General features: G+C 68.1%; 16 protein-coding genes. 13 read left to right on the forward strand and 3 right to left on the reverse strand.

From position 1 onward, the window contains the following. The first annotated feature begins 185 nt into the window (after positions 1–185). The 3 genes from secB (at position 186) to QTN24_RS12870 (ending at position 2,959) form a co-directional block, all read left to right on the forward strand. Positions 186–704, forward strand: coding sequence for a protein-export chaperone SecB (gene secB / locus QTN24_RS12860; RefSeq protein ID WP_124682571.1), 519 nt, complete (start codon positions 186–188; stop codon positions 702–704). Positions 705–876: 172 nt separating this feature from the next. Further along, on the forward strand, positions 877–1,902 hold the full coding sequence (locus tag QTN24_RS12865; RefSeq protein ID WP_313837536.1) for an NAD(P)H-dependent glycerol-3-phosphate dehydrogenase: 1,026 nt from the start codon (positions 877–879) through the stop codon (positions 1,900–1,902). Between the two features lie 76 nt (positions 1,903–1,978). After that, positions 1,979–2,959 (forward strand): tripartite tricarboxylate transporter substrate binding protein, encoded by a 981-nt coding sequence (locus QTN24_RS12870; protein WP_313837537.1) that lies wholly within the window; start codon positions 1,979–1,981, stop codon positions 2,957–2,959. Positions 2,960–2,980: 21 nt separating this feature from the next. Here QTN24_RS12870 and trmL read toward each other — a convergent pair whose 3' ends face one another. Both trmL and QTN24_RS12880 read right to left on the reverse strand, forming a co-directional pair. Then, a complete protein-coding gene (trmL, locus tag QTN24_RS12875; RefSeq protein WP_124682568.1) occupies positions 2,981–3,451 on the reverse strand; it encodes a tRNA (uridine(34)/cytosine(34)/5-carboxymethylaminomethyluridine(34)-2'-O)-methyltransferase TrmL in 471 nt (156 codons plus the stop codon). A 52-nt stretch (positions 3,452–3,503) separates the two neighbouring features. Next, positions 3,504–4,316: a ComF family protein gene (locus tag QTN24_RS12880; protein ID WP_313837539.1), complete on the reverse strand. Its 813-nt coding sequence runs from the start codon at positions 4,314–4,316 to the stop codon at positions 3,504–3,506. Between QTN24_RS12880 and QTN24_RS12885 the strand changes: the two genes are divergently transcribed. The 8 genes from QTN24_RS12885 to QTN24_RS12920 all read left to right on the forward strand — a co-directional run bounded on the left by QTN24_RS12885 (position 4,305) and on the right by QTN24_RS12920 (position 11,032). Further along, the gene (locus tag QTN24_RS12885) at positions 4,305–5,243 is read left to right on the forward strand and encodes a methyltransferase domain-containing protein (protein WP_253699966.1); all 939 of its coding nucleotides are present in this window, start codon (positions 4,305–4,307) and stop codon (positions 5,241–5,243) included. The two genes, QTN24_RS12880 and QTN24_RS12885, sit on opposite strands and share 12 nt — an antisense overlap. Before the next feature lie 262 nt (positions 5,244–5,505). Further along, positions 5,506–6,087 carry a DUF2244 domain-containing protein gene (locus QTN24_RS12890; RefSeq protein WP_124684984.1) on the forward strand — a complete coding sequence of 194 codons (582 nt, stop codon included), beginning with the start codon at positions 5,506–5,508 and terminating at the stop codon, positions 6,085–6,087. Further along, complete coding sequence (coxB, locus tag QTN24_RS12895; protein ID WP_124682566.1) at positions 6,084–7,352, forward strand: cytochrome c oxidase subunit II; 1,269 nt, start codon at positions 6,084–6,086, stop codon at positions 7,350–7,352. Before QTN24_RS12890 ends, coxB begins: the two co-directional genes overlap by 4 nt. 42 nt (positions 7,353–7,394) lie before the next feature. Then, positions 7,395–9,005, forward strand: coding sequence for a cytochrome c oxidase subunit I (ctaD, locus tag QTN24_RS12900; RefSeq protein WP_313837543.1), 1,611 nt, complete (start codon positions 7,395–7,397; stop codon positions 9,003–9,005). Positions 9,006–9,062: 57 nt separating this feature from the next. Further along, a complete protein-coding gene (locus QTN24_RS12905; RefSeq protein WP_313837545.1) occupies positions 9,063–9,209 on the forward strand; it encodes a cytochrome oxidase small assembly protein in 147 nt (48 codons plus the stop codon). Between the two features lie 37 nt (positions 9,210–9,246). Further along, the gene (locus QTN24_RS12910; protein ID WP_313837547.1) at positions 9,247–9,846 is read left to right on the forward strand and encodes a cytochrome c oxidase assembly protein; all 600 of its coding nucleotides are present in this window, start codon (positions 9,247–9,249) and stop codon (positions 9,844–9,846) included. A 13-nt stretch (positions 9,847–9,859) separates the two neighbouring features. Continuing rightward, positions 9,860–10,075, forward strand: coding sequence for a DUF2970 domain-containing protein (locus QTN24_RS12915; protein ID WP_124682563.1), 216 nt, complete (start codon positions 9,860–9,862; stop codon positions 10,073–10,075). Between the two features lie 96 nt (positions 10,076–10,171). Next, positions 10,172–11,032 (forward strand): cytochrome c oxidase subunit 3, encoded by an 861-nt coding sequence (locus QTN24_RS12920; protein ID WP_124682562.1) that lies wholly within the window; start codon positions 10,172–10,174, stop codon positions 11,030–11,032. A gap of 91 nt (positions 11,033–11,123) precedes the next feature. Here QTN24_RS12920 and QTN24_RS12925 read toward each other — a convergent pair whose 3' ends face one another. Then, on the reverse strand, positions 11,124–11,333 hold the full coding sequence (locus QTN24_RS12925; RefSeq protein ID WP_124682561.1) for a twin transmembrane helix small protein: 210 nt from the start codon (positions 11,331–11,333) through the stop codon (positions 11,124–11,126). Positions 11,334–11,390: 57 nt separating this feature from the next. Between QTN24_RS12925 and QTN24_RS12930 the strand changes: the two genes are divergently transcribed. Together QTN24_RS12930 and QTN24_RS12935 are read left to right on the forward strand one after the other, a co-directional pair. Beyond that, positions 11,391–12,197: an SURF1 family protein gene (locus QTN24_RS12930; protein ID WP_313837549.1), complete on the forward strand. Its 807-nt coding sequence runs from the start codon at positions 11,391–11,393 to the stop codon at positions 12,195–12,197. Beyond that, on the forward strand, positions 12,194–12,850 hold the full coding sequence (locus QTN24_RS12935; RefSeq protein ID WP_313837551.1) for a cytochrome C oxidase subunit I: 657 nt from the start codon (positions 12,194–12,196) through the stop codon (positions 12,848–12,850). The genes QTN24_RS12930 and QTN24_RS12935 overlap by 4 nt, the downstream gene beginning before the upstream one ends. Positions 12,851–12,877 lie beyond the last annotated feature (27 nt).

A 12,877-nucleotide genomic window follows, 5' to 3' on the forward strand; every position in this document is an offset into this window, starting at 1 on the left:
ACCGGACGGCCCGCCCCGCGCCGCCGGGCCGGGTCCCGCCATGGGACGATTCTGATTCCGCCGCCGAACGGTGAATTCGCCATCGGCGTCATGTACCATATGCGCTTTCCAGACCGCCACGGGGGCCCCGGCACCTGGCGGCGCATGGCGCAGCGCGCCCAAACCGATCCATCCGGAAGCCTTTCATGAGCGACCAGCAACAAGCCACCCAGCAGGACGACCAGCCCTTCTTCAACATCCAGCGCGTGTACCTGAAGGACATGTCGCTCGAACAGCCGAACTCCCCGGCCATCTTCCTGGAATCGGAAGCCCCGTCGGTGGAAGTGCAGGTCAACGTGGGTGCCGCCCAGCTGCAGGAAGGCATCTTCGAGGTGGTGGTGACGGGCACCGTGACGACCAAGGTGCAGGACAAGGTGGCGTTCCTGGTGGAAGCACACCAGGCCGGCATCTTCGACATCCGCAACGTGCCGGCCGAACAGCTGGACCCGCTGCTGGGCATTGCCTGCCCAACCATCCTGTACCCGTACCTGCGCGGCAACATCGCCGACGTGATCACGCGCGCCGGCTTCCAGGCGATCCACCTGTCGGAAATCAACTTCCAGGCGCTGTACGAGCAACGCCTGCAGGCCGCGATGGAAGAAGCGCAGGGCCAGGCCGGCGAGTCGGGCATCGTGCTGCCGGACGGCAGCCAGGCGCGCCACTGATCCGCGCCGCGGCCGGATCTGCTGAAAAACGGGGCTGCGGCCCCGTTTCCGTTTTCTGATTTCCGATGTGGCCGGCGGGCGTCCATACTTCCGGCACACGTGCGGGCACACCTTCGGGCACACCGCGCCTTCATCGGACCTTCCACCCATCCACCCATCCCTCGGACCTGCCATGAAACTGACCATCCTGGGCGCCGGCGCATGGGGCACCGCCCTGGCCAGCCACGCCGCTTCCGACAGCCGGCATGACGTGGTGCTGTGGGGCCGCGACGCGGACCAGCTTGCCGCCCTGGCCGCCACTGGCACCAATGCCGCGTACCTGCCGGGCGTGACGCTGTCGCCCCGGCTGGCGTGCCAGCCCGACTTCGGCGCGGCCGTCGACCACGCGCTCGGCGATCCGCAGGGGTTGATCGTGGTGGCCACGCCGGTGTCCGGCCTGCGCGAGATGACGCGGCGGCTGGCCGGGCGCCGCAAGGGGCCGCTGGCGATGCTCTGGCTGTGCAAGGGCTTCGAGGCCGACACCCACGCGCTGCCGCACCAGATGGTGCGCGAGGAACTGGACGCGCTGGGCGGCGCTGCCGACGACGTCCGCTACGGCGTGCTGACCGGGCCCAGCTTCGCCCGGGAAGTCGCCCAGGGGCTGCCCTGCGCGCTGACGGTGGCGGGCACCACGCACGACCTGACCGATCTGGCGCAACTGGCCTTCCACCATCATGCGATGCGGATCTATGGCAGCGACGACTTGATCGGCGTGGAAGTGGGCGGCGCGGTGAAGAACGTGCTGGCCATCGCCACGGGCGCCAGCGACGGGCTGGGCCTGGGGCTCAACGCCCGCGCCGCGCTGGTCACGCGCGGGCTGGCCGAGATGACGCGGCTGGGTCTGGCGCTGGGCGGACGCACCGAGACGTTCATGGGCCTGGCCGGCATGGGCGACCTGATCCTGACCGCCACCGGCGACCTGTCGCGCAACCGGCGCGTCGGCCAGCAACTGGCCACGGGCCGCACGCTTGACCAGATCCTGCACGACCTGGGCCACGTGGCCGAGGGCGTGCGCTGCGCCCAGGCCGTGGCGGCGCTGGCGGCGCGGCATGGCGTGGAGATGCCGATCACCCGCGCGGTCTGCGCCGTGCTGTTCGACGGCCTGCCCGTTGCCGATGCGGTGGCGCGGCTGCTGCAGCGCGACGCGCGCGACGAATAGCCATACCGCCACGCCGGCGTGCCGCGCCGGCCGTCCTTTTCCTGCCCTTTTCCTGCCCTTGTCCAAGCCGACCATCATGGCCAGTCGCCGTCAGGCCCTTCGCATTCTCGCGGCCACCGCCGCCACCGCTTCGCTGCCCGCCTTTGCCGATGCCGCGTGGCCGGCCCGTCCGATCCGCATGGTCGTGCCGTTCCCGGCGGGATCGTCGCCGGACCTGATCGCGCGGATCGTCACGGAGAAGCTGGCGGCCGTGCTCGGCCAGCCGGTGGTCGTGGAAAACCGGCCCGGCGCGGGCGGCAACATCGGCACCGGGCTCGTCGCCAAGGCGGCGCCCGACGGCTACACGCTGCTGTTCACGATCAACGGCCCGCTGGTGACGGCGCCGTCGCTGTACCGGCACCTGAGCTACGACCCGATGAAGCAGTTGGCGCCGGTGACGCTGGTGGCCACGTCGCCGAACGTGCTGGTGGTCGATGCCCGGCTGCCCGCCCACACGCTGCGCGAGTTCGTGGCGCTGGCGAAGGCGCGGCCGGGCGTGCTGAACTATGGCTCGGTGGGCAACGGCAGCGCGGCCCATCTGGCGATGGAGCAGCTGAAGGCGGCGGCTGGCATCGACCTGCAGCACGTGCCGTATGCCGGTTTTCCGCAGATCACGACGGCGATGGTTGGCGGGCAGGTGCAGGCCGGGTTCATGGTGCCGGCCATTGCCATGCCGATGGTGACGGCCGGCAAGCTGCGTGTGCTGGCGGTGACGTCGGCGGGGCGCACGGGCGTGCTGCCGTCGGTGCCGACCGTGGCGGAATCGGGCTATCCGGGCTTCGAGGCCATCTCGTGGCAGGCAATCCTGGCGCCGGCCGGCACGCCTGCGCCGATCGTCGACCGGCTTTACCGCGAACTGGTGCGGATCATCGGCAGCGACGACGTGCGGGAGCGGATGCGCGCGCAGTATTTCGTGCCGGCCGGCACGGCGCCGGCATCGCTGCGGCAGACCATGGTCACCGAGAAGGCGCGGTGGGACAAGGTGATTCGCGCGGCCAACGTACAGCCGGAGGACTGACGGCCGGCGGGGCGGGCCGGCTCAGGCGCCGCCCGCGAAGCCGTGCTGGCGCCAGGCCTCGAACACCACCACGGCGACCGTGTTGGACAGGTTGAGGCTGCGGTTGTTGGGGCGCATCGGCAGGCGGATGCGCTGCGCGGCGGGAAACCACTCGCGGCGCTCGGGTGCCAGGCCGCGTGTTTCCGATCCGAACACGAACCAGTCGCCAGGCTGGAAGCTGACCTCGCCGAACGGCGTGGAGCCGTGCGTGGTCAGCGCGAACATCCGCGCGGGGTCGGGCTGCTCGGCGGCCATCAGCGCGTCCCAGCTATCGTGCACGCGCATGGTCGCGTACTCGTGATAGTCCAGGCCGGCGCGCCGCATCCGGGCGTCTTCCAGCGGAAACCCGAGCGGCTTGACCAGGTGAAGCTGCGCGCCGGTGTTGGCGCACAGTCGGATCACATTGCCGGTGTTCGGCGGGATTTCGGGTTCGACAAGGACGACGTGGAACATGGGATGGCCTGCAAAAAACCGGTCCGCAGCTTACCGCGGGCGCCGCGCCGTGTCACGGTGTGCGCAGCGCCGCCACGGCCGTGACGCGGGCGGCGCCGTGGGCCTTCAGGGCGCGCGCGGCCTCGCGCAGCGTGGCGCCGGTGGTCATCACGTCGTCGACCAGGGCGATGTGCAGCCCGTCCAGCCGGGCCGCGGGGCTGACCGAGAACGCCTGCCGCAGGTTGGCCAGACGTGCGGGCAGGTCGAGCGTGCGCTGGCTGGCGGTATCGCGAAGGCGCCACAGCATCGACGGTGACGCCGGCACGCCCAGCCGCCGCGCCAGTGGCCGGCCAATTTCCCACGCCTGGTTGAAGCCGCGTTCTGCCAGGCGCGACGCCGACAGCGGAATCGGGACCAGCAGGTCGGGCCGGGCGTGGTCGCGCATGGCGTGGGCCAGCCGCTCGGCCAGCCACGCGGCGGCGGGCAACTGGCCGCCGAACTTCAACTGCAGGATCAACCGGTCGAACGGCGCGGTGTAGTCGCCCAGCGTCAGCGTCGCGTCGATGGGATCGTCGTCGGCGCACTGGCCGCACGGGCCGTGGCTGTGCGGCGTGGCGCAGCGGGGGCAGCGCGGCACGGGCTGCAGCAGGCGGGCGGCGCAAGCGGCGCAGACCACGTCGCGCTGCACGGCCGTGCAGGCCAGGCAGGCCGATGGCAGCAGCGCGCGCCACAGGTGGGCCGCATGCCGGGCAAAGACCCTTCGGGCGCGCGGGAGCCCCGGCGCGTATACTTCCGGCGGCCCGCCCCGCGTGGCGCCCGATGGTGCGGCACTTTGCCGCACCTGCCGATCCGACCCTTGCTGCCCTGTCCGTCCGTGTCCCTGCATGCCACCGATTCTCCTGATGCCTGGTTGCCGCCCGCGCGGCTGACCCGGCTTGCGTTCGACCGCCGTAGCCCGCGCTTCGGCCAGCTCGATTTCCTGCTGGGCGAGATTGGCCAGCGCATGCAGGAGCGGATGGAAGTGGTCCGGCTGGCGCCGCGGCGTGCGCTCGATATCGGCTGCGGCCACGGCCAGGGCCTGGCGGGCTTGCGCGCGCGGTTTCCCGACGCGCAGATCGCCGGCCTGGACATCTCCGGCGCCATGCTGCAACAGGCCGGCCAGCGCGACCCGCAGCGCCGGCCAGGCTGGATCGGCCGCCTGCTGGGCAAGCGCCCGATGTTCGACCTGGTGCAGGGCGATCTTGCCACACTGCCGTTCGCGCCGGCCAGCTTCGACCTGCTCTGGTCGAACCTGGCGCTGCACTGGCATCCCGAGCCCCATCGCGTCTTTCCGGAATGGCACCGCGTGAGCGCCGACGACGGGCTGGTCATGTTCTCTCTGTTCGGCCCGGACACGCTCAAGGAGCTGCGCGCCGCGTTTGCCGAGGTGGACCTGGACGCCCATACGCTGCGCTTCGTCGACATGCACGACATTGGCGACATGCTCGTGCACAGCGGCTGGTCCACGCCGGTCATGGACATGGAAACGCTGACCATCACCTACGAGACGCCCGAGAAGCTGCTGCGCGAGGTGCAGGCGTTCGGCGGCATGCGCCGCCCGGGCGCCGCCGGCCTGCGCGGGCGCCGCTGGCACCGCGCCGTGCTGGCCGCGCTGGACCGGCTACGTAACCCGGATGGCGTGATCCCGTTGACGTTCGAGATTGTCTACGGCCATGCCTGGAAGATTCCGGCGCGCGGCAAGCAGGCAACCGACGATCAGGGCCGCGCCATCATCCCGGTCGACAGGATCGGCCGCACCCCGCCGCGCCGCTGACGCGCGCGGGCAGTCCGGTCGCCCGACAATCGGGCCGCATCGTTTGTGTTGCCTATCGGGGGCTTGAAGGTCATGCACAAATACTTGAACAGCGCAAGCACTTCGGTCAAATCCTATGTTGTTCAGGTATGCGAAGCGCCATATAATGGGCCGGTTTGTCGCAGTGGTCCCCTGGCACAAGAACGCCCCGGCATGCACTTCGCACGTGCTCCCCTGAGGCGGATTTCGTCCCGGGTGTGCATCCGATGCAGAGTGGTTGGCGATGCAAGACTTGGGTATCGCATTCCAGACGGCAGTAGGTGACTCCGGCGGAAATCTCGACGGACGCACCCCCTTGCCGGATATCGACTGGCTGATGAAGCGGAATTGTTCGCTTTCCCCACGCCAGGTTGGCTGGTTCTACTTCTCCATCGCATGTTTCTCGATTGCCATATCGGCGCTGATGGCCGTGTGGCTAGGGGCCTGGCTCGTGCTGCCGTTCGCCGGCCTGGAACTGGCCGGGCTGGGGATTGCCCTGCTGGCGTATGCGCGCCATGCGACGGATTATGAACGCGTGAGTGTGACCGACGGCATGCTGGTCGTGGAGACAGCCAGCGCCAGTCGGGTCACGCGGGAAGTCTTCAATCCACAGTGGGTGCGGATTGAACTGGGTGAATCGTTCCGGGCGCTCGTGGTTCTGCGGTCGGACAGGCGCACCGTGCGGGTGGGGTCGTATCTGGACCCGTACCGGCGGCGCAAGTTCGCGCAGGAACTCGCGGCGGCCCTGCATGGCGTCCATCCCGGACGCCGGGCAGGGCAGGGCGGGGACAGATTTGAATCTGTAAATTGGGTAGATAAACAATGAAAATGTGGAAGAAGGCATCCGCAGCATGTCTGGCAGGCGCGTCCCTGCTTGTCAGCCAGGCGGCCTCCGCGGTCAGTGACATGCCGGGCGGCCCCGCCGTCCGACAGCTCAACCTGACCGAACCCGTTACAAAAATCGCCGAACAGATTCATTGGCTGAACTGGATGATGCTGATCATCTGCACCGTGATCTTCATCGCGGTGTTCAGCGTGATGTTCTATTCCATCTTCAAGCACCGCAAGAGCAAGGGCGCGAAGTCGGCCTCGTTCCACGAAAGCATCACCGTGGAAGTGGTCTGGACCATCGTGCCGTTCCTGATCGTGATCGCGATGGCGCTGCCCGCCACCAAGACCGTGGTGGCGATGAAGGACACCACCAACTCGGACATCACGATCAAGGCCACCGGCTACCAGTGGAAGTGGGGCTACGACTACCTGAAGGGGCCGGGCGAGGGCATCTCGTTCGTCTCCACGCTGACCACGCCGCGCGAGCAGATCAACAACCAGCAGGAAAAGTCGAACACCTACCTGATGGAGGTGGACAACGAGCTGGTGGTGCCGGTCAACAAGAAGATCCGCATCGTCACCACGGCCAACGACGTGATCCACGCCTGGATGATCCCGGCCTTCGGCGTCAAGCAGGACGCCATCCCCGGCTTTGTGCGCGACACGTGGTTCCGGGCCGAGAAGACCGGCATCTACCGCGGCCAGTGCGCCGAGCTGTGCGGCAAGGAACACGCGTTCATGCCGATCGTGGTGCGCGTGGTCTCGGACGCCGAGTACACCAAGTGGGTGGACGACCGCAAGAAGCTGATGGCCGCGGCCGCCGACGATCCCAACAAGACCTGGACGATGGACGAGATCAAGGTGCGCGGCGAGAAGGTCTACGCGGCCAACTGCGCGGTCTGCCATCAGCCCAACGGCAAGGGCGCGGGCGCGTTCCCGGCGCTGGACGGCTCCAAGGTCGTCACCGGCCCGAAGGCCGGCCAGATGCACGTCCTGCTGGAAGGCAAGGGTGGCATGCCGTCGTGGAAGCAGCTCTCGGATACCGAGCTGGCGGCCGTGATGACCTACACCCGCAACAGCTGGAGCAACAAGACCGGTGAAGTGATCCAGCCGGCGGACTTCGTGAACGCTCGCGCGGGCAAGTTCCCCGAGGGCGGCGGCGCGCAAGCCGGCGCTGGCGACGCGGCCCCCAAGGCCGGCAAGCCGGCCACGTCCAACGACAAGCAGGCCAGCCTCGCGGGCAACCGCGTCGCGGGCTGACCCGCGGCAGCCCCGCATTCAGGAATTGATGGAGTCATTGCGATGAGTACCGCTACCCCGGAGACACTGGGCCATCCGCACGACCACGCGCACGATCATGACCATGCGCACGATCACCCGCATGGCTGGCGCCGCTGGCTGTTCGCGACCAACCACAAGGACATCGGCACGCTGTACCTGCTGTTCTCGTTCACGATGCTGCTGTCGGGCGGCGTGCTTGCGCTGCTGATCCGCCTGGAGCTGTTCGAGCCGGGCCTGCAGTTCTTCCGCCCCGAACTGTTCAACCAGTTCACCACGATGCACGGCCTGATCATGGTGTTCGGCGCGATCATGCCGGCGTTCGTGGGCTTTGCGAACTGGATGATCCCGCTGCAGATCGGCGCCTCGGACATGGCCTTCGCACGGATGAACAACTTCAGCTTCTGGCTGATGCCGCCGGCCGCGCTGCTGCTGGTGGGCTCGTTCTTCGTGCCGGGCGGCGCCACCGCCGCGGGCTGGACGCTCTACGCGCCGCTGTCGGTGCAGATGGGCCCGGGCATGGACATGGCCATCTTCGCCATGCACATCATGGGCGCGTCGTCGATCATGGGCTCGATCAACATCATCGTGACCATCCTCAACATGCGCGCCCCGGGCATGACGCTGATGAAGATGCCAATGTTCTGCTGGACGTGGCTGATCACGGCGTACCTGCTGATCGCCGTGATGCCGGTGCTGGCTGGCGCCATCACGATGGTGCTGACCGACCGCCACTTCGGCACGAGCTTCTTCTCGGCGGCCGGCGGCGGCGACCCGGTGATGTACCAGCACATCTTCTGGTTCTTCGGGCACCCCGAGGTGTACATCATGATCCTGCCGGCGTTCGGCATCATTTCGCACGTCGTGCCGGCGTTCGCGCGCAAGCGCCTGTTCGGCTACAGCTCGATGGTGTACGCCACGGCGTCGATCGCGATCCTGTCGTTCATCGTCTGGGCCCACCACATGTTCACCACGGGCATGCCGGTGACGGGCCAGCTCTTCTTCATGTACGCGACGATGCTGATCGCGGTGCCCACGGCCGTGAAGATCTTCAACTGGATCGCCACCATGTGGCGCGGCTCGATGACGTTCGAGACGCCGATGCTGTTCGCCATCGGCTTCATCTTCGTGTTCACGATTGGCGGCTTCACGGGCCTGATGCCGGCCGTGGCGCCGATCGACATCCAGCTGCAGGACACCTACTTCATCGTGGCGCACTTCCACTACGTGCTGGTGGCGGGCTCGCTGTTCGCGCTGTTCGCGGGCTTCTACTACTGGGGCCCGAAGTGGAGCGGGTTCATGTATGACGAGATGCGCGGCAAGATCCACTTCTGGGGCTCGCTGATCTTCTTCAACGTGACCTTCTTCCCGATGCACTTCCTGGGCCTGGCCGGCATGCCGCGCCGCTACGCGGACTACCCGACGCAGTTCACGGACTTCAACGCCGTGGCCTCGCTGGGCGCGCTGGGCTTTGGGCTGATGCAGGTGTACTTCTTCTTTGCCGTGGTGCTGCCGTCGTACCGCGGTGGCGTGGCCGCCGGCGACAAGCCGTGGGATGGCGCCGAAGGGCTGGAATGGACCGTGCCGTCGCCGGCCCCGTTCCACACCTTCGAGGAACCCCCGGTGGTGAAGTAATCCGCAGTGACGAGGTCGGATGCCCGCGGGCGTCCGGCCGCATCGAGACAGAAAGACATGCAGCCCTCAGCAAAAAGCCCATCGCAGCAGGCACGCGAAGCCAGCCAGAAAGCCGCCAACCGGCGCCTGGGCTGGATCCTGCTGTCCATCGTGATGGTCTTCTTCCTGGGATTCGTGGCCAAGATGAAGTTCCTTGGCGGCTGACCCGAGCAGCAAGACGGACAAGACCGGAGACAACGCCGTGCAAGCGCAGGACAAGGCCCTGGAGAAGCGGTTCAACCGCGGCATGCTGATGCGGCTGCTGGTGGTGGTCACGCTGATGTTCGGCTTTGGCTACGCGCTGGTGCCGCTGTACCGGGCCATCTGCGACCTCACCGGCATCAACGTGGTGACCACGCGCGACCTGTACGGCGCCAGCAACGCCGTGCGCAACACGCAGGTGGACCGTAGCCGCACGATCACCGTGGAGTTCGATTCGAACACGCGCGGGCCGTTTGCGTTCCGGCCGGTCAGGCATTCGATGGAAGTGCACCCTGGCGAGCTGACGACGATTGTCTACGAGGTGGCGAACGGCCAGCCGCGCGACATCTCGGCGCAGGCGATCCCGAGCTACGCGCCCAAGCAGGCCACGGAGTACTTTCGGAAGGTGGAGTGCTTCTGCTTCAAGCAGCAGACGCTGAAGGCGAACGAGGCGCGCGAGATGCCGGTGGTCTTCGTGATCGATCCGAAGCTGCCGAAGGACGTGAAGAACATCACGCTTTCGTACACGTTCTTCGAGATCGGCACGCCGGTGGCACAGGCCCCGGAAGCCGGCGCCGCGGCGGCGGCCCAGGGCGGCTGAGGGAGGCCGGGCCATGGCGACGGACGATCCGGTGCACCGCAAGGCGTCGTTCGCACAGACGGTGCGGGCGGTGCTGTGGTCGTTCATCGGGCTACGCAAGGGGTCGGAGCATGAATCGGACATGGCGCGCCTGAACCCGGTGCACGTGATCATCGCCGGGCTGATGGCGGCGGCAGTGTTCGTGGCGGTGCTGATCGTCATCGTGCGCGCCGTGGTCAGCCAGGCATAGCAGGGCAGCAGATACAAAGCGAGCACGCCGCCGGCCAGATGTCGGGGTCGGACGGGCGGATAACATGAATCGAGACTTTGAGCTGGAGATAGAAGAATGAGTGCGAATCGCGCAAACGCCCCGTACTACTTCGTGCCGGGCCCGTCGCGCCATCCGATCACGGCGGCGTTCGGGCTGCTGCTGACCGGTGCGGGAGCCGCCGGCTGGGTCAACGGGCAGCCGTGGGCGCCGTATGTCTGCGGCTTCGGCCTGATCTGGTTCCTGTTCGTGCTCAAGAGCTGGTTCGGCGACGCCATCGGCGAGTCCGAGGGCGGGCTGTACGGCAAGAACATCGACGTGTCGTTCCGCTGGTCGATGGGCTGGTTCATCTTCTCCGAGGTGATGTTCTTCGCGGCATTCTTCGGCGCGCTGTTCTACGCCCGCACCATCGCCATGCCGTGGCTGGGCGACCTGAACAACAAGATCATCTGGCCGGATTTCGCGGCCGTGTGGCCCCACACCGGCCCGGCCGGCACCGTGGAGTCGTTCCAGACCATGGGCCCGTGGCCGATCCCGACGATCAACACGGCGCTGCTGCTGACCTCGGGCGTGACGCTGACCTGGGCGCACCACGCGCTGCTGGCCGGCAAGCGCAACCAGGTGATCCAGGGCCTGGTGCTGACGATCCTGCTGGGCGCGCTGTTCATGTGCCTGCAGGTCTACGAATACATGCACGCCTACCAAGAGCTGAACCTGAAGCTCACGTCGGGGGTCTATGGTTCGACGTTCTTCCTGCTCACGGGCTTCCACGGCTTCCACGTGACGATGGGCGCCATCATGCTGGCCGTGGTGCTGGGCCGCGTGCTCAAGGGCCATTTCACGCCGGACCACCACTTCGCGTTCGAAGGCGCAGCCTGGTACTGGCACTTCGTGGACGTGGTCTGGCTTGGGCTGTACGTGGTCGTGTACTGGTTGTAATGCAGGGGCCGCCGCCCGACGGCGGCGTTGCAAGACAAGCGAGAAGCGCCGCGGGAGCCATCCTTCGCGGCGCTTTTTTCTTGGGCCCGGCTCAGGGCGACATCTGGATGCCGGTGCTCTGGATCCAGCCCATCCAGTGCGAGAACAGGATGAACAGGAACAGCGCCACCGAGAAGCCGACGCGCAGCATCAGCGAGCGCATCATGTTGGGGGTGCGGCCGCGGTCGCGCATCATGAAGAACAGCGCGGAGGCCAGGCTGCCGATGATCAGGATGAAGGCGACGATGATGACGAAGCGCATGGGGGGGCTCTTTTCGGCGAGCGCCCATTATCGCACCGTGCCCCACGGAGAACACCCGTGACGACCCGCAGGCGCTGGCGCGCGCCGGGCCCGGTGCCGACGGTGGCCGCGCTGGTGGTCATCGCCGTGACCTGCGCGCTGGGCAACTGGCAGCTGCGCCGCGGCCACGAGAAGACCGACCGCGCCGCGCGGCTGGCCACGCTGGCCGCACAGGCCCCGGTGGCGCTGCGGGCCGGGCAGGCCGATGCCGGCGCGCTGGTGGACCGCCGCGTGGTGGCGCGCGGCACGTTCGAGGCGGCGCGCACCGTGCTGCTGGACAACCGCCCGCACGGCAACGGCACCGACAGCCGCGCGGGATTCCTGGTCCTCACGCCGCTGCGGCTGGCCGATGGCGGGCACGTGCTGGTGCTGCGCGGATGGCTGCCGCGCGACGCCCAGGACCGCACCCGCATCGCGCCGTTCGCCACGCCGGCGGGCGAGGTGTCGGTGGCCGGCATCGCGCTGGCCGCCGTGCCGCGCGTCTACAGCCTGGGCCAGGCCCCGTCGGCCGAGGCCGGCCGCAAGATACGTCAGAATATCGACCTTGCCGCGTTTGGCGGCGAGATCGGGGCGCCGCTGCTGCCCGTGGTGGTGCAGCAGGCCACCGACACCGGGGACGGCCTGGCGCGCGACTGGGCGCCGTCCGACCTGGGCGCGGACCGCCACTTCGGCTACGCCGCGCAGTGGTTCGGCCTGGCCGGGCTGACCGTGGTGCTGGTGGCGGTGCTGGGCTGGCGCAGGGCCCGGCGCGAAGACCGGCAGGATGAACCGCAGGCAGGCCGGCAGAACGACGCCGGACCCACCAATCGAATGATCGAACGATGAACGTACAGACGCCTCCCATGTCGCAGCCCGACCCCTCGGCCACGCCCGACCCCCGCATCGACGCGCGCACGCGCCGCGGCCGCCTGCAGATGCTGATGCTGCTGCTGGTCTGCGCGTCGCCGGTGCTGTTCTCGTATTTCACCTATTACGTGATCAAGCCGACCGGCGGATCGACCAACTACGGCGCGCTGGTCGATCCGCAGCGCCCGATGCCGCCCGTGCAACTGGTGGACGAACGCGGCGACGCGCTGCCGCTGGCGTCGCTGCGCGGCAAGTGGCTGATGCTGATGACCGACGGCGCCGCCTGCGACGAAGCCTGCGCGCGCAAGCTGTTCACGATGCGCCAGATCCGGGCCGGGCAGGGCGAGGGCCGCGAGCGGATCGTGCCGGTCTGGCTGATCCAGGACGCCGGCAACGTGGACGGCCGGCTCGTCGACGCCTACAACGAACCCTATGCCGGCGTGCGATTCCTGCGCATGGACCGCGCCGCCATCGCGCAATGGCTGCCGGCGGCGCCCGACGGGCGCGTGGAGGACACGATCTACCTGGTCGACCCGCTCGGCAACCTGATGATGCGCTGGCCGAAGGACCCCGACCCCAAGAAGATGAGCGGTGACCTGAAGAAGCTGCTCAAGTATTCCCGCATCGGCTGATGGGCCGACCGCTCCATTCCTTTGTCT

Source organism: Cupriavidus sp. SZY C1, assembly GCF_032190535.1.
Taxonomy (GTDB): Bacteria; Pseudomonadota; Gammaproteobacteria; order Burkholderiales; family Burkholderiaceae; genus Cupriavidus; species Cupriavidus pauculus_C.

Coding starts and splice junctions, on each gene's coding strand:
- QTN24_RS12920 (WP_124682562.1), top strand. CDS start 10,172: ATGAGTGCGAATCGCGCAAACGCCCCGTACTACTTCGTGCCGGGCCCG.
- QTN24_RS12915 (WP_124682563.1), top strand. CDS start 9,860: ATGGCGACGGACGATCCGGTGCACCGCAAGGCGTCGTTCGCACAGACG.
- QTN24_RS12905 (WP_313837545.1), top strand. CDS start 9,063: ATGCAGCCCTCAGCAAAAAGCCCATCGCAGCAGGCACGCGAAGCCAGC.
- trmL (WP_124682568.1), bottom strand. CDS start 3,451: ATGTTCCACGTCGTCCTTGTCGAACCCGAAATCCCGCCGAACACCGGC.
- QTN24_RS12890 (WP_124684984.1), top strand. CDS start 5,506: ATGCAAGACTTGGGTATCGCATTCCAGACGGCAGTAGGTGACTCCGGC.
- QTN24_RS12935 (WP_313837551.1), top strand. CDS start 12,194: ATGAACGTACAGACGCCTCCCATGTCGCAGCCCGACCCCTCGGCCACG.
- coxB (WP_124682566.1), top strand. CDS start 6,084: ATGAAAATGTGGAAGAAGGCATCCGCAGCATGTCTGGCAGGCGCGTCC.
- QTN24_RS12865 (WP_313837536.1), top strand. CDS start 877: ATGAAACTGACCATCCTGGGCGCCGGCGCATGGGGCACCGCCCTGGCC.
- ctaD (WP_313837543.1), top strand. CDS start 7,395: ATGAGTACCGCTACCCCGGAGACACTGGGCCATCCGCACGACCACGCG.
- QTN24_RS12870 (WP_313837537.1), top strand. CDS start 1,979: ATGGCCAGTCGCCGTCAGGCCCTTCGCATTCTCGCGGCCACCGCCGCC.
- QTN24_RS12880 (WP_313837539.1), bottom strand. CDS start 4,316: ATGCAGGGACACGGACGGACAGGGCAGCAAGGGTCGGATCGGCAGGTG.
- secB (WP_124682571.1), top strand. CDS start 186: ATGAGCGACCAGCAACAAGCCACCCAGCAGGACGACCAGCCCTTCTTC.
- QTN24_RS12925 (WP_124682561.1), bottom strand. CDS start 11,333: ATGCGCTTCGTCATCATCGTCGCCTTCATCCTGATCATCGGCAGCCTG.